The following is a 21,191-nucleotide window of genomic DNA, read 5'->3' as shown; positions in this document are numbered from 1 at the left end:
ATTCCCCCAGCTACAAGGCAAAACTGCCGGCGAGTGTGGAGAGTATCAAGTTCCAGCCATCAACAAGAACAAACAGCATCAACTTAAACGGCAGCGATACAATCATCGGTGACAACATCATCATACCCATAGCCATCAATACCGATGCCACCACCAAGTCGATGATTAGGAAAGGCAAGAACAGCATAAATCCGATTTGGAAAGCCGTTTTTAATTCCGATGTGATAAATGCTGGAATCAGAACCGCCATCGAAACATCTTCAGGGTTAGTCACTTCCGCGCCAGAAATCTCAACAAAGGTTTCAAGATCTTTGATTCGAGTCTGCTTGAGCATGAAGGATTTAATCGGTTTTTGGGCAACATCAAATGCCTGTCGTGCCGATATCTGTTCATTAAGATAAGGCTGAACTGCTTGTTCGTTAACTTGATTAATCACTGGCGACATGATGAAGAAGGTCAAGAATATCGCGATACCAATAATGACTTGGTTAGACGGTGTTTGTTGTAGACCCATCGCCTGACGCAAGATAGACATCACAACCACAATACGAGTGAACGATGTCATCAAAATCACCATCGCCGGCAAGAAGCCAAGCATGGTCATTAACGCGAGAATTTGCAGGTTAATCGAGTAGTCTTCACCGCCATTGGCATTGGTTGTCATGGTAAAGGCAGGTATGCCGCCACCATTGCCAGTCAAGCTGCCCGTGGTCATGGTTGTCGATTTGGCTTGGTCTTGTTCCATCGTGCTGATAGTGACCGATTCCGAGCCAGCGGTATTCGCAGGAATGACGGTGCCGTCTTCAGCTTGTGCAAATACCGACACACTGAATACGATTGAGCATAGGAGAATAAGCTGAACCAACCACACTTTCACCGCTCGGAAAGCTCCGGCTTGGTGAAAGTAAGAGGAGTTCAAAAGTCCGTTACTTGTTTGCATCTTTTTTTATTAGCTGGGAAAGCTGACTTGAAAATGTACTTTTTTCCAGCATCTCCTGAGTAAGAGGTTTATCGAGCTTAGAGATCAGCTGAATCGATTGTGTGGTAATCCCTACCAAGAACTGTTCATCACCCGCTTGCACAATAGCGATACGCTCTTTAGTACCAACAGGGATTTGCCTAACAATCGCCAAACCTTGTTGATTCGACATCGCAGGTACTTGCATTCGCTTGAGTAGCCAAGCAATAAATAAAATGAAGGCTATAACGAAAATTAGCGACCCAAAGGTGGTCGCTAAATCGAGAGAAGGCGGTGTTGCTGCAAAGGCAATGGAAGGAGCCGTTAATAGCCCTACTCCCAAGATTCCTCGTAACAAACCTGTCATTCCGAGAAAGGAGCCCGCAAGTCTTTGAGACAAAAAGCTCATTAACGCAGCTTCTTAATTCGTTCTGTTTGGCTAATAACGTCAGTCAAACGAATACCAAACTTGTCGTTCACCACAACCACTTCACCATGAGCAATCAAGGTACCGTTTACCATCACATCCAGTGACTCACCAGCAATTCTATCTAGCTCAACAACCGAACCTTGGTTCAACTGAAGTAAATTACGGATACTGATCTGAGAGCGACCAACTTCCATCGAAATAGTCACTGGAATATCCATAATGGTATCCAGCTTACGACGCTCATCTTCAGAAATCGGAGATGATGAATCGGTTAGCTCATCAAGTGGTGCCGCAAGCACATCATCAACATCAATTGACGGCGCTGAAGGATCTTCACCAAGTGCTGCAGCCCATTCGTCTGCTAGCTTTTGATCTTCACTAGGTTCCATTACCAATTCCTATACTTTTATCTATTTTACTATTCGTCGTCATCATCACTGTTTTCGAGCTCAGACAATAAGTCTTTACCTAGAAAAGCGAGATCAGTTTTAACCACATGTGGTCTTTGAATTTTTTCCGAAATCTGTACTGCAAGCTTCTCACCAGAACGGCCCATTTTCACACGATAAGTCGGCAGTTCTTCGACAAACATGGTTGCGTGCTCAGGCATGTTCATTGGGATAACATCACCAGGGCGCAGCTCCATCAGATCACGAAGGGAAATATCTTGCTCTAGCAAATTCACGCGGAAATTGACGGGCACATCCATGATCTCATCACGCAGTGCGGTACTCCAACGAACATCGGTTTCCATCTTGTCTGATTGAACACCCGCATCAAGCAGTTCACGGATCGGCTCAACCATGGAGTAAGGCATGACAACGTGGAAGTCACCACCACCGCCATCCACTTCAATGTGGAACGAACTCACAACAATCACTTCGGTTGGGCTCACAATGTTCGCCATACTTGGGTTCACTTCGGAATCCAAGTATTCAAACTCAACCCCCATCACTGGCGACCAAGCTTCTTTGTAATCTTCAAAAACAATTTTCAGCAGTAACTGAATGATTCGTCTTTCAGTAGGCGTGAATTCACGACCTTCAATCTTGGCGTGGAAACGACCATCACCGCCAAAAAAGTTCTCTACGAGAATGAAAACCAGACGAGCTTCCATGGTGATGAGTGCCGTACCTTTCAATGGACGGAAACGAACCATGTTTAAACTGGTGGGTACATACAATGTGTTTTGGTACTCACCAAACTTCATCATCTGTACGCCGTTGATCGACACTTCAGCCGTTTTACGTAACATATTAAACAAGCTGATACGCATATGACGTGCGAAGCGCTCGTTAATAAGTTCAAGGGTCGGCATTCGACCACGGACGATTCGATCTTGAGATGAGAAGTCGAAATTGACCGCATTGTCATTTTCGGTTTCTAAGACATCTTCAACTTCTTCAACATCATCAACGCCATGTAACAGCGCATCAATTTCGTCTTGGCTTAATAAATCGGTCACAAATTACCTATTGAATTACGAAGTCAGTGAATAACACTTTTTCAATCACAGGCTGGCCAACAGCTTGAGCCAGGCTTGCTTTAATATCTTCTGTTGCCTTATTACGCAGTTCCACGCGGCCTGTTGGTGAGCGCAATTGATCAACCGTTGCCGAAGCGAACGTGGCCAGTAGTGTACTTTCTACAAGTGGAGAGTGGTAACGAGCCAGGTCTTCATTCTTACTGCCACGTACCATGAGCTGTGCTTTTATCTGAACTAGGCGATCTTTTTTGTCACCAGTCACATTAAACAAGAAGGGCTGAGGAATATTAACATACATAACCGGCTCTGCAGCGACCACAGCCGTTGCTGGCTGAGACTGAGATTCAGAGGCGCTATCGTCAGAACCTAAGAAAAAGTACAGCGCACCACCTATACCAAGCAGTAACACAACTACGGCAATAATAATTATAAGGAGCTTGCTCTTCCCTTTAGGTGCATCTTGTTCTTCGGCCATATCTTACTCTAACTTCCTGTTCTTGCGATTAACTGATGGTTCTTTTTATTAACTGGTTTTTTCTATTAACCAAGCGTTCTTAGCCTGATATTAGGCATAATAACTAATTCCATCACGCTTTGATGCGACATTCAATTCAAGATTGCTGTCACTATCAAGGTTTTCATCACCTTGCGTATCATTTGTGCGGTTAGCGCCGGATTGTTGCTCACCATTGTTGTATCTATCTTGTCCCTGACCGGAGTTCTGTTGTTGAACAGACGAATCGGCAAGCTGCAGACCTTGCTGAGCAAGCATCTCTCTCAAGCGAGGTAAGGTTTGTTCAATCACATCTCTCGCTTGCTGATTACTCACGGTAAAGTGCACGTTTGCCACGTCATTATTCATGGTCATGCGGATTTTCATTTGGCCCAATTCTGGTGGGTCGAGACGAATGTCCAAGTTCTTAAGATTCTTAGACATCATCATTTGTACTTTTTCAGCCACTTGCTCATTGGCTAGCTCTTTGGTGAGCTGTAAGGGCGCTTGTTGAGCAGCTTGAATTTCAGCTCGCGTAGGTGCTGAACCCACCGTTGCCGTACCTTGTGCACCAGCCGCAGAAGCGATCTGCTGAGCAAAGGTCGAATCTTTAGAATCTTCTTTAGCACCCGCTTTACCCAAACCAGACAGTGCTGCTGCACCGGCGCCCGCTTTAAGAAGCGTATCAGTCGAGCCTGCTTTTGTGGCAGCTGGCGTTGCATTCATCGCCATTCCTTGCGCGGTTAAAGCTGGATCCAACGTTGCTTGCTGCTGAGGTGAAGCCACATTAGCTTGTTGAGCTGCGGCCTGTTGGGCTGCATGTGCATTATTGGCGTGCAGCATTGCCGCCTTGTCCGTAAGAGCATTGTTTGCTGATTGAGAAGCGGCCTGCGCTGACACTTGTTGTGTAGCCGTCGCTACAGCTGCTGTTGATGCTGCCGCAGCTAAGGCTTTAGTTTCGCTTGAATCCGTATTATCCCAATCGATAGCAGTGGGTTCACCAGACGCACTGTTCGCAGCCGGAGCTTGACTTAGCAAAGCTGTTACTTGTTGTTGAACGTTAGCGAGCTGTTGATTCAACAGGTCTAGGTTAGAGGTCGCTTTAGCCAAAGCGGCTTGCTCATCAACCGTCAACTTAGCGCCACTTTGTTGCTTATCAAGCAAGCTATCGACAACAGACTGCTCTGATTCGATTTGTCCATTCAATTGGTTTAGCGCTTTGGTATGGGCATCTACTTGCTTTGCCAGTTCAATATCCACGGCTGACAATGCTTGGCTCTGCTCGGCAGCAACCGCACTAGCTGCATTCTTTTGGCTCAGCTCTCGGCTCATACTGGCTTCAATTTGTTCTGGAGTGACGCCTTTATCCATCAACTGTCGAATTTCAGTATCAGTTAGCTGAGAAACACCCTTACCTCCGGTAAGTACAGCGATTTCAGAATCGACTTCAAGGCTCTTCTCCTGATTTGCAGCCTTAGCTTGTTGTGTCACCTTATCCGTAACGGAAACTCCTGCAACAGAAGCACCGGTGATATTACCTTGGGCTTGTTCTACCTGACCTTGCTGAGGCAAGCCTTTGCCGTTTGGCGCTTGATTTAGGGTTTTGTTTGCCTCATCCAATTGACCAAGCAATTTATTGCCTTCGCTCATCGCTGCATTGGCTTGCGATGCCTGCGTAGCACCATCTACCGCTGATGGACCCTGAGTTTGGGATTGAGCAATATGTTCTTTAGACTCGTTAGTCGTATCCTGCGCATCTTTACCATCTGCCTTATCTGCAACAGTCTTATCAGCGACAGTGCTATCAGTGCCCGAATTGGCTTTGAGCTGAGCCTCAGATCCAGACGCAGCCTCTGCTGATGTTTTATCAGCAGCTTTCTCGCCTTCTACTTCTGAAGCTGCTTGCTTGCTTTGCGCTTCGCTCACTTCGTCAGTAGCCTTTGATTCAGCGGAATCACCTTTGTTCGCTTCGGCTGACGCTTCACCTTCGGTAGATGTCTGTTTAGTATCAGGTTTCGCAGTGCTTTCTGTGTCTTTTGTTGCGACTTTACTGTCACTTTCTTCAAAGCCGAGCGCTTCTTTAAAGGACTCAAAGAAACCTTTAGAGTCGCCGGTTTCTTCTACCTTGGAAGAGGCAGAACCGGTGTCCAACAACGATGACATTTTGTTGGTCGCTGAATTTGAGGAAAGACTAACATTCATATATACAAGCTCTATCTACTAGCTTTGCTGCCATGAATCAGGCAACAAAAAGAAAGTCGGATGCTTTTCATGCCTTTGGTGGGCATAACGCGCAATTTTATATAAAACGGAGCAAGAAACATGCCTATAAGTTCGGTTTTCACAATATAGAGAACAGCACTGACGTCATTCGTGGCTTAGGATCACATCTTCTTTCGGCTGTATAACAGAGTCGAAAACTCATCCATTTGCTTTTGTTCTCTTCGATCTTGCAGCTTTGCTTTCTCTTTCTGCTTTTTCTCCATCAACCACTCGTAGGATTTACGTTTTTTGCGTAACTCCATCCAGTAGTTTTGGCAGTTGTCGACTTGATTTTTAAAGTGGTGCTCGGCTTCTCTCTGCTTGGATAATGTCTCATCCAACTGAGTTAAGAAGCGATTCAAGTGACCATATTGGCTCGCCGTTAAGCCAGCCTTACCGCGGTCAACGAGCTGCTGACAGTAATCCAGTCGATACTTTTCAATCTGCGCAACTTGCTCATAGTAACCTTGCAGCTCAGAGTTCGCTTTGTTGAGCGCAAGTACCGCTTGGTTCTCTTGATCTTTGGCTTGATCGAGCAAAAATTCTAATGCGTTATCCATGACTAACCTTATTCACCCGTTAGCCACCCAATACATGTTTCAACATATTGACGCACATATCGTATGGAACGGTCTCTTTCATCTTCTGCTGCAAATACTCATCCAGTTTTGGCTTCAACGTGAAGGCACTATCGATTGCTGGATCCGTTCCTGGTTTGTAAGCTCCAATCGACACCAAATCTTGGTTTTTACGGCAGATAGACAGCACTTGCCTTACCGCTTTCGACATCAAGACATGTTCTTCAGTGGTGATTTGCGGCATAACACGACTGACGGATTTCTCAACGTCAATCGCTGGGTAGTGACCGGCATCGGCCATCTCACGAGATAACACAACGTGACCATCGAGAATTGCTCGCGACGCATCCGCAATCGGATCTTGTAAGTCATCGCCTTCGGTTAACACGGTAAAGAAAGCCGTGATAGAACCTTGTTCATCATTGCCGTTACCTGCTCGTTCCACCAGCGCAGGAAGCTTAGCGAAGACTGATGGCGGATAGCCCTTGGTTGCTGGCGGCTCACCCACAGACAGAGCAATTTCACGCTGAGCTTGAGCAAAACGGGTCAATGAATCCATGAGTAGCAGAACATCTAAGCCTTGGTCGCGGAAGTACTCGGCGACAGCCAACGCGGTTTGACAGCCTTTTAAGCGCATCAATGGTGATGAGTCGGCAGGAGCGGCAACAACAACCGAACGCTTACGGCCATCTTCACCAAGAATCTCTTCAATAAATTCTTTAACTTCTCGTCCACGCTCACCGATTAGGCCTACGACCACTACTTGCGCAGTTGTGCCTCGAGTCATCATGCCCAGAGTTACGGATTTACCGACACCAGAGCCAGCAAACAGACCGATACGTTGCCCTTTACCCACGGTTAGCAAACCATTAATGGCTTTCAAGCCGACATCGAGTGGTTCAGAAATCGGTTTACGAGCTAACGGGTTGATTGGCTCCGCATTAAATGAAGCGCGTTGCTCTGTATAGATTGGACCTAAACCGTCGAGTGGATTACCTACGCCGTCGATCACTCGACCGAGCAGTTCCATTCCAACAGGGATACCACTTTCGGTAGTCATTGGCGTGACGCGAGCGCCAGGTAAGATCCCGGTGATTTGCTCACTCGGCATCAAAAATAGGTTATCGCCAGAGAAACCGACGACTTCGGCTTCCATCTGACCAGACATGGTTTCGACTAAACACAAACTGCCGATTGGCGCTTTACAGCCGGTCGCTTCAAGCGTTAAGCCAACAACGCGTACTAATTTACCAGAGGCAATTGGTCGCGATTTTAGCCCCTCGACTTTGTACTGACTGAGACGATTCGCTAACTCAAGCATTACTCATGACCTTGGTGACGATTTGCGCCGCAGAAATTTTGAATAACGTTCTTTACACGATCTTCCATGCGGTAGTTAACGCTCGACTCACCCGCTTCAATTTGTACATCACCACGGTTGAGTGCTGGCTCTGCGACCAGCGTCCAATTACGGCAGTCCAATTCAGTCTCGCCATACGCAGAGCGAATGATCGCCACATCTTCCGGATTGAGTTTCAATGTGATTGCGTGACCAGAAATCGGCAACGACTCTACCGATTCTTTAACGGTATCTAATATGATTTGTGGGTTGGTTTGCACTTCAACATGAACCACTTCTTTGACCATGGTAAGCACCATGTCGACCAATTGCTTCTCCACCTGAGCGTTCATCAACTCTAATGGTTGAGCGAACTGGTTTGCCAGCCCCATGAAGACGGCCACCTGCTGTTGAATGTACTCTTGACCCGCGGTTACGCCTTCAAGCTTGCCGGCTTCGTTGCCTTCTTCGTGACCGGCAGCAAAACCTTCTTCTTTGCCTTTTTCATAGCCTTGCTTAAAGCCCGCCTCTTGGCCTTGATGCAGCCCTTCCTGATAAGCGCCTTGTTTAATCAGCTCGATTTGCTCTTCAGTCAGAACCAGCTCTTCATCTTCAATGGCTTCTTCAACCGTTGGCATCCAACTAGGGTCGTAGTTAAAAGCGGTTTCTTTGGCTTGTTTGCTCACGTCAGAGGTGTAGTCAGGCAGCCCCCATTTCTGAGGTTGGGCAACCGTATTATCTTCTTCAGGGCGAAGGAAGCCGCGTTTTCTATCACCTGACATATCAGTACCTATCTATGAGTGGCTTAACTGTATTGTGAATTCAAGCAGTTAAACTGAGTTAATCTGTGGTTCGAGATTGGATAAAGAAAAGCCCCAACAGTGTGGGGCTTTTGAGATTTCTGTATTAAAGGAACTCGTCGGCGCCACCAGACAGCATAATTTCGCCACTGTCTGCCATCTTCCTCGCGATACCCAAAATCTCTTTCTGAGCCGCTTCAACATCAGAGACTTTGACTGGCGGCATCGCCTCAATATCGTCTCTCATCATATCGGCAGCACGTTTAGACATGTTCTTGAAGATCTTCTCACGTAGACCTTCATCTGCACCTTTAAGTGCTTTCTGTAGAATATCTTGTGGAACATCACGTAGTAGTCGTTGAACACCTTGGTCATCAACTTCAATAAGGTTTTCAAAGACAAACATCAGATCTTGAATCTGTGTTGCCATGTCTTCGTCTTGGTCACGGATTTGATCCATCAAGACGCCTTCCACGTTGTTGTCCATGTAGTTCATGATCTCAGCCGCGGCTTTCAGGCCACCAATTTTGGCAGCTTGAGCACCCGCTTGACCCGCGAACTGTTTCTCCATGATTTCATTCAGTTCAGCAAGCGCCGAAGGTTGAACTTCTTCAAGGTTGGCAATACGCATCATCAGATCCAGACGAACTCGCTCTGGGAACTGAGACAGGATCTCAGCCGATTGATCGGCATCGAGGTACGACAACACAATAGTTTGAATTTGAGGGTGCTCGTTGATGATAATGCTCGCCACCTGACGAGGATCCATCCACTTAAGCGAATCCAAACCTTTCGAACCTGTGCCGAGAAGGATTTGGTCAACAAGGTTATTCGCCTTGTCTTCACCCAGAGCAGCAACTAACGCATTACGCATGAAGTCTTCGCTGCCCATACCAATGTTGGTGTACTTCTGAATATCATCTAAGAAAGCACGGTGCACAGCGCCTACTTTCTCTTGGGATAGGTCTGTAGCTCGCGCCATCGCACTACCCACACGCTGAACCTGCTTTGGCTCTAGGTGACGAATAATACCAGCAGCATCTTCTTCATTTAAACTGAGCAACAAGATCGCAGCGCGCTCATCGCCTGAGATAGAGCCGATATCCACGCTAGAGACATCAAGCACTTCACCGCCTTCAGTTTGTTGTGGAACTATTTCGTTAGCCATCTACCATCCAATTCTTAACTACTTGAGCTGCTAGCTCTGGTTCATTCGCTACAAGTGCACGTACTGCTTTCAGCACGTCCTCGTCTTTATGAAGGTTTGGTAAGTCGATACTTGAACCAAATTCAAACAGCTCACCACCTTCAATATCACCACCAATTAAGCTGGTTTCGCCGTTGGCACCAATTGGCATGCCATCAGGACCGTACATCTGTTCATCGTTGTCTGCTGCTGGGTTAAGCAGTTTCTTCATTGCAGGGCGAACAAGTACCAACACCACCACAATGATAACCAAGGCACTTGCAAACCAACGAACCCAATCATTGAAGTTTGGATGCTCCCAGATTGGCACATCAGCAACAACATCTGTTACTTGAGGTGCAAACTGCATGCTTAATACGTTGAGCAAATCACCACGAGTTTCATCAAAGCCCACCGTGCCAATCAGTACTTGGCGAATCGCATTGATCTCGCTCGCCGGGATTGGAGTATGAACCACTTCACCCGTATCTGGGTTCAAGGATTGGCGGTCTTTGATCGCAACAGAAACCGTCTGGCGGTTAACCGTGCCGCTCTGTTTACGTTCATGACTGATGGTGGTGTCTAGCTCAAAGTTTCGGGTCGCTTCTTTATGAACAGAGCCTTGACCTGTCATCGCGCCGTCTTTCATCTGAGCCACATCTTGTGGAATTGAGGCATCCGCTGGAGGCTGGTTACTCAATGCACCCGGAATACCCGCCACCGTATTGCCGTTGTTGTAATCTTCTAAGGTGTATTCACTTCGAGTCGCTGGTGTATTCGGATCAAAACGTTTTCTGGTTTGCTCCACAGCACTGAAATCGAGTTGAATATCAACCTGAGCGGTGTAGTTACCAAACCCAAGAATAGGAATAAGGATAGAGTCAATTTTTTCACGCAGCGCTTGTTCTTGATTGCGCTCTAACTCGTGTTCTTTACGGCGCGCCGCTGACATAGGGTCTTGAGAGCCTGAGCTCAACAATCGGCCATGCTGATCGGTCACCGTAATACGTGAGGTTTTCATTCCCGGAACGGCACTTGCCACCATATCCACAACAGAATCAACTTCTTGCTGCTTGAGGTTAGTACCTGTTTTTAGAGTTAGGAATACAGAAGCAGAGGCTTCTTGATTATGACGTACAAAAACACTCTGCTTCGGCAGGGCCAATAAAACCTGAGCTTTACGCACCTGTTTCATCTGCTCAATGGCTTTGGCAAGTTGTCTTTCGCGGCTTAATTTAAGGCGTTCTTGTTCTAAACGTTGTGATACACCAAAACCCATGTCTTGCATGAGGATGTCATCACCCGCGTTTCGCTCTTGATTCAAACCCGCTCGTACCATATTAAGCTTTAATGAGTTGTACTCACTCGCCGGTACTGAGATGGTATTGCCTTCAAGCGTGTACTGGATCTTTTGCAGATCCAAGTAATCAAGAACGGGGATCAATTCTTCTGTTTCGTAAGCCCCTAATGGACGCATTTCTGGCTCTTTTACCCAGAAAAACAGCATCACAATCAGCGCTACACAGATAGAGATAGAAAGGACTAAGACGACCTGACGAAGTAAATCAAGATCACCGACAGCCATATCGAACTTCGATGAACTGCGTTCACCTAGATCGGGATTTTGCCCTTCTCCGTCTAGCTCAGAGCCTGCAATAAGTGCATGGTCGTTGCTATCGCTTACGGTTAAATCTGTTGTTTGACTATTATCTGCCACTATTTAACTACCCAATTTATACCGGCATATTCATCAGCTCTTTGTACGATTCGACCAATTTATTTCTAATTTGGATCGTCGCCTCAAAAGCCACACTAGATTTATTACGAGCAATCATCACGTCCGATAGGGATACGCTTTGGTCGCCACTATCAAAACGAGCTTGAAGATCACCTGAGGTCTTTTGTAATGAGTTCACATTATTGATGGCATTAGTCAGCATGTTGCCAAAATCTGCACCGACCGCTTGCCCCGTTGCTGCGGGACGCGCGCTGGCAGCTTCGACCATCATTGCCTGCATTTCGCCTTGTAAACCATCTATTCTCATCTACTACCTCAGGAGTCAAAATTATGACCATCTATTTAGCTATATTATTGACAGAGCAATTAGCGTGCCACACATTTAATTGACTAGATATCGTATTACACTAGTCAGAAAGCTGACACTACTAATCTATCCTCAGTTTGGGATATCTATTCCAGCATCGCGCATTTTAGCCAACTTGTAACGCAGTGTACGAGGGCTAATGCCCAGTTTTTCAGCCATATCTTTGCGTCGGCCATTACATGCAATCAGGGTTTCAAGAATGATCGCATACTCTTGATCTCTAAGCTCATTACCTAACCCTTCGCTGCTAGCCGCGATTTTATTGATTGGGTTTGCTTCGGCAATAGGCTTAATTTCTGGCGCAGCTACGTCACTGCCTTCGACGATTTGTTGTAGGCTGCTTGCGTCTTGCCAATCGACACCTTCAAGAAGGATATGCTCACCAGAGATGTTCTCTTGTTCGCTCAATATTAGCGCACGCTGTACCACATTGTCTAATTCGCGAACATTGCCCGGCCACGGATAATTGACGAGTTTGCTGATCGCTTGTGCTGACATAACGGGTACAGGCATACCAAGTTTGGTGCAGTGGCGCTCAACTAAGTGCTTGGCTAAAGGCTCAATATCGCCTTTACGCTCGCACAATGGAGGCCAAGAAATTGGGAATACATTCAGGCGGTAGTATAAATCCTCACGGAAATTCCCTTCAGAAACATACTGCTTTAGGTCGCGGTTACTGGTTGCCAGAACACGAACATCCAGTTTGATACTCTTACGGCTACCAAGACGTTCAACTTCGCGCTCTTGCAACACGCGCAGTAGTTTTGCTTGTAGGCTAAGATCCATTTCACTGATCTCATCCAACAAAATAGTACCGCCTTGAGCTTGCTCAAATTTACCAGGACAAGCTTGAATAGCACCAGTAAACGCGCCTTTATCGTAGCCAAACAGTGTTGCTTCCAACATGTTATCTGGAATCGCGGCGCAGTTAATCGCAACAAACGGACCGTCTTTACGGCTCGAAGCGTTGTGAATATAGCGAGACATGACCTCTTTACCAGAACCACTTGGCCCCAACACCATGACGTTAGCATCGGTTTTAGCCACCTTATCAGCCAACATCATTAGCTTGATGCTTTTCTCATCGGCAACGATGGCATCGCCATTATCATCCGATTTTACCGGAGCATAACGGCTCACCATATTGAGCAGTACTTCAGGCGCAAATGGCTTTGCCATATAGTCTATAGCGCCCTCTTTCATTGCGGCAACGGCGTCTTCAATGTTGGCATACGCTGTCATCAACAATACTGGTAGATTTGGCCAATGCTGCTTGATGTTTCTCAATAACGCCAAGCCACCCATGCCCGCCATCTGCACGTCAGATACGACAATATCAACGGAGTTCGATTTTAATTTTACCAGAGCATCTTCCGCACAATCCGCTTCCAGCCATTCATAGCCAGCAAGCGCGAGAGTATCGACAAGGGCTTCGCGTAGACCTTCATCATCTTCGACGATTAACACTTTGCTTTGAGCCATAGGATTCTCCAGTGTAAATTCAGTTAAAACTTATTAGTCTTCAGAAGAAGCGCTTCTTTCCAGCGGTAGACACATAGTAAAGCATGCGCCGTCCCCTTCTTCTGATATCAATTCCAGTCGGCCTTCATGTGCTCGACAGACCATTTGTACAACGGCTAAACCTAGACCTGTACCTTGCGAACGAGTGGTAAAGAAGGGTTCCATAATTTTACCTTGAAGCTCTTTCGGTACGCCGGGGCCACTGTCTTGCACTGATATCTTAAGCTCGCCGTTTACGGGCCTAAAAAAAACATCAATCTGCGATTCTTTACCCGCAATTTGAACCGCGTTCAACACTAGGTTGCTTAACGCTGAGGCGATAGCATTGGCGTTGCCGAACATTTGAGTCTGTTCGCCCTCAACTTCTTGGCAATAATCAATCTGGTTAGTTTTCAATGCCGCTTCCACCATAGGGTGAAATTCAGTGATCAATTCAGCCACAGTAAATGGCTTAACGACTTTGTTGTCACCACCTTTGGCAAACAACAGCATGTCGTTCACTTGCTTCTCTAAGTCATGCAATCTATCCATAAGCTTAGATTGAAAGCGCGTTTTTGTTGCTGGCGGCAGGTTCGGCGCGGCAAGGTTTGATGCATACAACATCGCACTAGAAAGTGGCGTACGAACCTGATGCGCCAACGAGGCTACCATTCTGCCTAACGACGACAAGCGCTGAAGATCACTCACGCGAGACTGTAGAAGACGAGTTTCTGTCAGGTCGGTAATCAAGATAAGTTGACCCGTGGTAGAAGCTGAAATAGCCAAACGAACCTTACGCCCATTCTTCAGTGAGATCTCATGTCCATCATCGTCTTTAGGGTCAAAGGCACTTTGAATCACCGAAAACCACTTCTCGCCCACCAGTTCCACACCTAAAATTCGGTGCGCTTCTGGGTTCGCTTCCCTTACTTCACCATGAGTATCTAACAAGATGACACCTGCTGGCATCACATCAAGCACTTGCTTATAGCGCTCAACCTGCTGTTCAACTGAATCTAGGTGTGACTGATTTTCTGATTCGTTAGATCCGTGCATGTCAAAAATTTGCCTCAAATACTAAAACAGCCTGACACGTAAAACACGCGTCAGGCTATTTGCTATATTTATCACATAGTTAAGCAAGCAACAACTCGACTATGCCCTCTCTATTCTCTCAACCAAAACGATGCTTTAACTCAACACCCGTCTTAATTTGATATCGCTGAACACGAATCTGAGCTCTATCGCTGTAGATTATACTTCCGCATTTTTTCAACCAGAGTGGTTCTGCGCATTCCAAGCATGTCTGCAGCACGGGCAACAATGCCACCCTGCGCTTCCAAGGCTTGGTTAATCATGTTCACTTCCATATCCGCGAGTAGCTCTTTCAAGTTAACCCCTTCTGGCGGTAACTCTTGAGGCGCATTAGCATTGTCGGCAATATCATCTTGCTGATCAAAACTGAAATCTTCTGAGAATAAGTCAGCAAGTGCATCACGCTCTTGCTCCTCTTCAGATCCAAAGCTATTAAACTCTGGCTGGAACTCAGGGATATCGCTGTATCGATATTTAGTTGGCAGGTGATTCACATCAACCAAGCTGTTTGGATACAAGATAACCATTCGTTCAACCAGGTTCGCTAGTTCACGAACGTTACCTGGCCAGTAATGCTCCATCAAAGAGTTGATAGCACGAGCCGTGAAACAGATAGGCATGCTGCCTTCCGCTTCCATTCGAGTCATCAGCTCTTGAAGCAACAGTGGAATATCTTCTTTACGATCTTGAAGCGCCGGCATTTCAATCGGGAATACATTTAAGCGGTAGTAAAGATCTTCACGGAACGAATCATCGTCGATCATATCTTCAAGGTTGCGGTGGGTTGCCGCAATCACTCTAACATCAGCTTGTATGGTGCTATTGCCACCTACACGCTCAAAGCATCGCTCTTGCAGTACTCGTAGCAGCTTAACTTGCATCGCCATCGGCATATCGCCAATTTCATCAAGAAACAGTGTGCCACCTTCAGCCAATTCAAAACGGCCTTTACGTGCGGTAATCGCCCCAGTAAATGCGCCCTTCTCATGACCAAACAGTTCACTTTCAAGCAAATCAGGTGGAATCGCGCCACAGTTTACAGGAACAAAAGGCCCTGAACGACGTTTAGAGTGATAGTGAATGTTACGCGCTACGACTTCTTTGCCTGTACCAGATTCACCAAGAATCAGCACGTTCGCTTCCGTAGAAGAGACTTGTTCAATTAAGTGACGTACTTCTTGAATGCCAGCACTTTGTCCTACTAGGCTGCGAAACAGGGTGTTCTTGCGTGCCGAAGACACAACTTGAACACCTTTGCGGCCTAAGAAGTCTTTACAGTGTCTTAATGCATCACTTAATTGCGGGTAGTTAAGAGGAAGTTCAAGCTCACCAACATAGTTAGTCAACTCGTCAACCGGGTGATTGTTTTTGCCAATCACCAGTAAAGGGATGTGATTGGCGTGAACAAGCTTCTCATTCAGTAATGCGTTGAAGCCTTTACCTTTAATGGTACCAATAATGCAGCCGGCCCACTGTAGTGACCAGTCAACTTTACGTGCTTGTTCAGAGCTGATTACTTCGCAGCTCTCTCCTACAAACTCTAATATTGTGCTTAAATTGTGAAGATCTTGAGCGTTATCATCGACGACAAGCAGTTTTGCCAAACCTTGCATAAGTAGGAATTATTGCCTTTATTTTGGTGCGATGCAGAAAAACGGTGAGCGACGTAATCGATAAAACAGAGAAAAGTATCAATGATTATGGTCTACGTGGACAAATTTAGGAAATCAGCAACGAAAAAAGCCATTAGGCTATCTAATGGCTTCTATTTTATTTGATTAAAAAAATAAGGCAACCAACCAATTAAGGGATATGAGATTGGTTAAAACTGCAATTTTTCTTTAAATACCTACGTCAGCGGACGTCAAGTTGTGATATTCGTTCGGAATTTGGTCCCAAGCGCTCTTAATTTCGCGAATAATATCGATAACATCATCAATAGGCTGTGGGTCATTTTTGTGATTTGCCGCAGAAATTTGCGTGATCATGAACTCATAAAGTTGATCTAGGTTTTTCGCAATATCGCCACCATCGTCCATAGATAGGCAACTACGTAGGCTAATAATGATATCTAGAGCCTTACCAAGTCGCTCACCTTTCACTGGGATGTTGCCTGCTTGCATTGCCGCTTTGCCTTGAATCAAACGCTCGATAGCACCGGCCATTAGCATTTGTACAATCTTATGCGGTGAGGCAGCCGTTAGCTGACTATCCACTGATACCTTTTTATATGCCTGTAAAGAACCGCGCATAGTAAACCTCTTCTATAAAAACTTTTTGTATTGTTGAACTGATTTAGCGCCGTGACGGTATTTATGTAGGGTCTTACCTACTCGACTCGTCTCAGACTGCATCAATTCGACTAATTTTCTGGTTCTGGTAATGGCTTCAAACCATTCAGAACTTTGCTTAACGTCGGGATGTGAGTCGATTATTTGAAGCACGTTTTGCAATAACTGTTCTCTGTTATCGACAAGCTGCGTTATTTCTTCAGCATTAATTTCACTAAATTCCAGTTTAGAGATAATTAGTTGATCGAGTTCACAAAGCTCTTGTAGCTGGCTATTCATCTATTAGCCCAACGCATTCATCATACTGCCCAGCTGAGATTGCATCTTACTGGTCGCATCTTGCATGGCTGTGAACTTAGAGTGGGTACGGCTCTCTAGGCTGTCCATGCGGCGGTCGAGCGCGCTTTGGTCATCAACCAAACGGTAGTTTTGCTCGACCAAGCTCTTTTCTCTAGTACGGATTGAACCCGTGATACCTGTGATACCTTGAATCGCATCTTCCACTTTTTTGGCGAAACCGTTGTTGCCACCAAAGAACTCACCCAACTTATCAAAGTTATTGTTGAGTTGACGGTCAAGCATATCGTAGTTGATTTCTAGCGAGCCTTGTCTTGTGGTGGTGATACCGAATTCAGTCAAAGACTTTAGATTGTCTGGCGCACCTTCGATACTTGATGAGAACACCCCTTTCAATCGGGAGTCGGCGTTACGCACTGTACTGTCACCAGAGAGCGGGCCTTTTTGACCAGTCGTTGGATCAACACCCGCGAGGTCTTTCGACACTTGATAGAACTGGTTATAAGAGCTCACAAAGGATTCGATATCTTGGCGAACACTGTTACGGTCGTACTCCACACCAATTTCTGCCGGCGGCTTATCTTTTGGCGTTTTTCCTTTCACCGTAATATCAATACCTTCAATGGCATCTTCAATCACATTGTTATTACTAGAGAGTTGAGCAACACCATCTAGGACAACCATAGAATCTTGGCCAGCCTGAACTTCAGTCATTCCACTATAGGTATCAAAAGATTGCTGTGCTTGTTCAAGATCTGCTTGCGCTTTATCGACCTTCTCTAAGAGCTCGCGCTCTTCGGGTTCTAATTTGGCACGCTCAATTTTCTTGGCTTGCTCTGCGGTGAGTTCGCCTTTTTGAACTTTCTCAGCCAACTCCGCTTTTTCTTGTGAAATCTTCTCTTCGATACGCGCTTGCTCAGCCTCAAGCTTTTGTTGGGCTTCTTTCGGTGTCACGTATGAATCGGTCAGAGTACCTGAGGCAGCATTTGACCACCCCGGCACATCGGGTGCCTTCTCTATCGCTTTTTCATCAAGCTCAAGTTCTGGTGTGTAGTAAGAATCTAAAAGCGTACCTGACGCGGTTTCAGTCCAGCCAGGGATATTATCTTCAGGCATCACAGACTTTGCCGCTTGAGCTGCGTCTAGGGCGGCTTGGCCGTCGGCGGCTGCTTGCTCACCGTAGCTGAGACTTTTAGAGTCTCCGTCAACATCTGAAGTAGAATCGGTTTGGGCTGCTGGGATGATATTGCCATCTTTATCGAGTGTTTCATTCGCATTTGGGTCATCGCTAGCGATCACTTCATCGATGAGTTCAACGGCTTTTCCTGCAGGGGTTAGAGCTAGAATATCTTGAGCAGCAACGCGCGCTTTCTCTAGCGCTTTAACACGTTCTTCAAGCGTTTTGTATTCGAGTTTTTTTAAGGGATTGGCAGCATCTGACTCAACATTAATGCTGATCTGCTGATCTGAACCAGACTGGTTCGAGGCAATAATAAGTCTTGGACCTTCGACATCGTTGATAATAGATGCACGAACGCCTGGGTTGCTATCTGCACCGTTGATACCACGAACAACTTCGATAAGTCTCGATCTGTCGCCAACTTGCACGTCAAAGCTGTCATCACCAAGCGAAACCTGCAGCTTACCTGGGCCAAATTTCATGTCCTCTGACAGTACATCAGAAGCCACTTTATGGCTTTGGGCAAGCTGCAACACATCGATGGCATATTTGCCAGCGATCGCTTCGGTAGTCGCGGTTGCAGAGACAAGCGCTTCATCGGTACTTTCCACTGTTCGCACAGCAAAAGCTTTTTCCTGACGAAAGTTTGTCATCAGGTTTTTCATCGAATCAAGGGATTCTCTGAGTCTTCCATAGGCACTAATGCTGGTATCGATTCGCGTTCGTTCATTGTCGATTCGTTGCTGTTTAGGTACACGCTCCGAATCAACAATTTTGCTGACCATGGAATTGATATCCATGCCAGACGAAATCCCCATTGGGCCAAAACTCATTAAATCACCTCAATAATACGACTTAAACCTTCACCTCAAATATTCGACTATTCGAGTTTTGGGCTGCTAGGCGTCTTAGAATTTCAAGCATTTCTTCATCAGGGATCTGGCGAATAATATCACCGGTTGTGGTCTCATAAATGGTAACCACATCTCTCCCAGATTCTTCATCGACCTTAAAAGCCACACCTTTATTGAGAGAGGAGATAAACTCGTTTACCTTCTCCACCATTTTGACTCGCTCTTCATCATTTAACTCTTGTCTATGTTGAGCTAATTGAATCGCCGCTTCGGTAGCTTCCTCTTTCGATTTATCTACCTTGTCATAAGATGTTGCTTCTTTTAGTCGCGAAATACTCGACGCACTACTACCTTCATCGCTTGCAATTTTAATGCCATTAGGTGAGCCATAAGGCTGGATGTTCGATGCGTTGGATGATATTTCCATAACACTCTCCCTCCCTCCTTTATGAGCCAAACAGTAAAACTCTACCCAGAGTAGAGTTTACCGCTACTTACCGAGGTAAGTTTAGCCCAATAAGCTTAGAGCTGCTGATGGTGACTGTTTTGCTTGAGCTAGGATAGAAGTACTCGCCTGTTGTAGGATTTGAGACTTCGTCATTGCCGTTGTTTCTTTCGCGTAATCGGTATCTTTGATACGGCTCTTAGACGCATTAACGTTTTCGTTGATGTTGTCTAAGTTGCTGATTGCATGGTCAAAACGGTTTTGGAAAGCACCTAGAGAAGCACGTTGGCTATCAACAGATTTTAGAGCACCATCAATGATAGATACTGCTTCGTTTGCACCTGCAACAGAAGTTACGTCGATATCGTTAACGGTAACGTCTTTACCAGCACCGATACCTAGTTCGCCCGCAAGGCTGCCGCCAAACTCAACATCACCTTCAACTTTTTGGCTTGAAGCGAAAAGTTGCAGTTTACCGCCTTCACCCACAGACGCTTTAACGTCTTGGCTTTGACCATTGATGTAAGTTGCTAGCTCTTCGATATCGTTGCCTTCTTTAGCAGAGATAGATAGCTCTTGCGCTTCACCAAACTTATCGTTGTATTTGATTGTTAAATCAGCACCCGCACCTACACGCCAAGAAGCATCTTTGCCTTCTGTAACGCCGTAGCTCTTACCACCCATGTCTTGAGTGTCGGTGCGCATGTTCCCCATAGAAAGCATTACCGCCTCACCAGAATCTGCACCGATTTGGAAAGATTGACTACCGTAAGTTCCGTTAAGAAGCCTGTTACCACCAAAAGAAGTTGTTTCAGCAATACGGTTAAGTTCTTTGTTCAGAGCAGAGACTTCTTCTTGGATCGCAACACGTTCAGATTTGCTGTTTGAACCATTTGAAGATTGAAGAGAAAGGTCACGCATACGTTGCAGAATGTTGGTTGACTCATTCATTGCACCTTCAGCTGTCTGTGCAATAGAGATACCATCATTCGCGTTTTTCACAGCCATATCTAGGCCACGGCTTTGCGACGTTAAGCGGTTAGAGATTTGTAGGCCTGCAGCATCATCTTTTGCGCTATTGATTTTATAGCCCGAAGACAAACGCTCCATTGATTTTTGAGTACCTTCAGCCGCGCTATTCAGGTAGCGCTGAGCCGTCATTGCAGACACATTAGTGTTTACATTAATCGCCATAGTTGATCTCCTTTAGGCATTTTTTAATGCACTTATGTGACTCTCACCTCACACAAATACATGTCAATTTGTTTATGCACCAGTGTCTCTCTCACCTTACATTGGTACATATCATTTCTCTCAATCCCTTTAACGGCCCCTTAATTAGAAGCTTTAATAAAAAATGCGATTTTTTTCGTATTCTTTTCAACAACAAAGAAAAGTGTGATCGGGCTTCAATTAATAGGGCGACATTCGCTAAAGTTTCGTATCCTCGCTCATTTATAAGTGTCGCCTTGCACATAAAAACCAAAGCCGATCCCTGATATCTCGTTCTACTCGATTCTGGGATGACGGTTAATTACCTCACTGGCTTATGGTTCACTCTTCATTCCTTACAGTGGTAGATAAGAACGAAACAAACTCCTTCCTCAAAAAACTAGATTCCTGATACCTCGTTCTACTCGATTCTGGAATGACGATTGAAAACTATTGTTTGAATCTGAGTAATTATTTACTCGATCTAACCTTGCCAAAGCAGCTATACAGTCTCCACAACCCAACCCCGTCATTCCCTACAGTGAGGAACGAACGCGATAGGGAATCTCGCTTTTGCTCCTGCTTACCAACATTGCACTTTTTCAAATACACCTTCGCCAAATTGCAGGCAATAAAAAACCCAGCCGAAGCTGGGTCTGTTTAGCGCTCATCTCTCACCA

The 21,191-nt window shown here is 45.8% G+C and carries 20 protein-coding genes; all 20 read right to left on the bottom strand.

Going from position 1 to position 21,191, the window contains the following annotated elements; translation table 11 throughout:
• Positions 1-10 precede the first annotated feature (10 nt).
• Positions 11-940 carry a flagellar type III secretion system pore protein FliP gene (gene fliP / locus AB6E52_RS15265; RefSeq protein ID WP_017064117.1) on the bottom strand — a complete coding sequence of 310 codons (930 nt, stop codon included), beginning with the start codon at positions 938-940 and terminating at the stop codon, positions 11-13.
• Complete coding sequence (fliO, locus tag AB6E52_RS15260; RefSeq protein WP_017060675.1) at positions 927-1,367, bottom strand: flagellar biosynthetic protein FliO; 441 nt, start codon at positions 1,365-1,367, stop codon at positions 927-929. Before fliO ends, fliP begins: the two co-directional genes overlap by 14 nt.
• Complete coding sequence (gene fliN / locus AB6E52_RS15255; RefSeq protein WP_004739851.1) at positions 1,367-1,777, bottom strand: flagellar motor switch protein FliN; 411 nt, start codon at positions 1,775-1,777, stop codon at positions 1,367-1,369. The genes fliO and fliN overlap by 1 nt, the downstream gene beginning before the upstream one ends.
• A gap of 29 nt (positions 1,778-1,806) precedes the next feature.
• Entirely contained in the window at positions 1,807-2,853 is a 1,047-nt protein-coding gene (fliM, locus tag AB6E52_RS15250; RefSeq protein WP_017060676.1) for a flagellar motor switch protein FliM, read from the bottom strand.
• Between the two features lie 7 nt (positions 2,854-2,860).
• Positions 2,861-3,349, bottom strand: a complete 489-nt coding sequence (gene fliL, locus AB6E52_RS15245; protein WP_017060677.1) for a flagellar basal body-associated protein FliL — start codon at positions 3,347-3,349, stop codon at positions 2,861-2,863.
• 90 nt (positions 3,350-3,439) lie between these two features.
• Positions 3,440-5,569, bottom strand: a complete 2,130-nt coding sequence (locus AB6E52_RS15240) for a flagellar hook-length control protein FliK (RefSeq protein WP_102321172.1) — start codon at positions 5,567-5,569, stop codon at positions 3,440-3,442.
• Between the two features lie 182 nt (positions 5,570-5,751).
• Positions 5,752-6,189, bottom strand: a complete 438-nt coding sequence (gene fliJ, locus AB6E52_RS15235) for a flagellar export protein FliJ (protein WP_102321173.1) — start codon at positions 6,187-6,189, stop codon at positions 5,752-5,754.
• Between the two features lie 19 nt (positions 6,190-6,208).
• A complete protein-coding gene (gene fliI / locus AB6E52_RS15230) occupies positions 6,209-7,528 on the bottom strand; it encodes a flagellar protein export ATPase FliI (protein WP_017060680.1) in 1,320 nt (439 codons plus the stop codon).
• Positions 7,528-8,328, bottom strand: a complete 801-nt coding sequence (fliH, locus tag AB6E52_RS15225) for a flagellar assembly protein FliH (protein ID WP_017060681.1) — start codon at positions 8,326-8,328, stop codon at positions 7,528-7,530. The genes fliI and fliH overlap by 1 nt, the downstream gene beginning before the upstream one ends.
• A gap of 124 nt (positions 8,329-8,452) precedes the next feature.
• A complete protein-coding gene (gene fliG, locus AB6E52_RS15220; RefSeq protein WP_017060682.1) occupies positions 8,453-9,514 on the bottom strand; it encodes a flagellar motor switch protein FliG in 1,062 nt (353 codons plus the stop codon).
• Positions 9,507-11,249 carry a flagellar basal-body MS-ring/collar protein FliF gene (gene fliF / locus AB6E52_RS15215; protein ID WP_102321174.1) on the bottom strand — a complete coding sequence of 581 codons (1,743 nt, stop codon included), beginning with the start codon at positions 11,247-11,249 and terminating at the stop codon, positions 9,507-9,509. Before fliF ends, fliG begins: the two co-directional genes overlap by 8 nt.
• Positions 11,250-11,265: 16 nt before the next feature.
• Positions 11,266-11,577 carry a flagellar hook-basal body complex protein FliE gene (gene fliE / locus AB6E52_RS15210; protein WP_017060684.1) on the bottom strand — a complete coding sequence of 104 codons (312 nt, stop codon included), beginning with the start codon at positions 11,575-11,577 and terminating at the stop codon, positions 11,266-11,268.
• 132 nt (positions 11,578-11,709) lie between these two features.
• Positions 11,710-13,119 carry a sigma-54 dependent transcriptional regulator gene (locus AB6E52_RS15205; protein WP_102321175.1) on the bottom strand — a complete coding sequence of 470 codons (1,410 nt, stop codon included), beginning with the start codon at positions 13,117-13,119 and terminating at the stop codon, positions 11,710-11,712.
• 33 nt (positions 13,120-13,152) lie between these two features.
• Complete coding sequence (locus AB6E52_RS15200; protein ID WP_102321176.1) at positions 13,153-14,193, bottom strand: PAS domain-containing sensor histidine kinase; 1,041 nt, start codon at positions 14,191-14,193, stop codon at positions 13,153-13,155.
• 185 nt (positions 14,194-14,378) lie between these two features.
• Positions 14,379-15,845, bottom strand: a complete 1,467-nt coding sequence (locus AB6E52_RS15195; RefSeq protein WP_102321177.1) for a sigma-54 dependent transcriptional regulator — start codon at positions 15,843-15,845, stop codon at positions 14,379-14,381.
• Positions 15,846-16,073: 228 nt separating this feature from the next.
• Positions 16,074-16,484 (bottom strand): flagellar export chaperone FliS, encoded by a 411-nt coding sequence (gene fliS, locus AB6E52_RS15190; RefSeq protein ID WP_004736194.1) that lies wholly within the window; start codon positions 16,482-16,484, stop codon positions 16,074-16,076.
• Positions 16,485-16,496: 12 nt separating this feature from the next.
• Complete coding sequence (locus AB6E52_RS15185; RefSeq protein ID WP_017060688.1) at positions 16,497-16,802, bottom strand: flagellar protein FliT; 306 nt, start codon at positions 16,800-16,802, stop codon at positions 16,497-16,499.
• A 3-nt stretch (positions 16,803-16,805) separates the two neighbouring features.
• A complete protein-coding gene (gene fliD, locus AB6E52_RS15180; RefSeq protein ID WP_017066379.1) occupies positions 16,806-18,833 on the bottom strand; it encodes a flagellar filament capping protein FliD in 2,028 nt (675 codons plus the stop codon).
• Positions 18,834-18,855: 22 nt separating this feature from the next.
• On the bottom strand, positions 18,856-19,281 hold the full coding sequence (gene flaG / locus AB6E52_RS15175; protein ID WP_102321178.1) for a flagellar protein FlaG: 426 nt from the start codon (positions 19,279-19,281) through the stop codon (positions 18,856-18,858).
• Positions 19,282-19,362: 81 nt separating this feature from the next.
• Complete coding sequence (locus tag AB6E52_RS15170) at positions 19,363-20,493, bottom strand: flagellin (protein WP_102321179.1); 1,131 nt, start codon at positions 20,491-20,493, stop codon at positions 19,363-19,365.
• Between the last annotated feature and the right edge of the window lie 698 nt (positions 20,494-21,191).

It is taken from the genome of Vibrio sp. 10N.247.311.13 (genome assembly GCF_041467595.1).
GTDB classification, from domain to species: Bacteria; Pseudomonadota; Gammaproteobacteria; order Enterobacterales; family Vibrionaceae; genus Vibrio; species Vibrio crassostreae_C.
The sequence above is the reverse complement of the archived record's forward strand: the minus strand, read 5'-3'. Positions and strand labels throughout refer to the sequence as shown.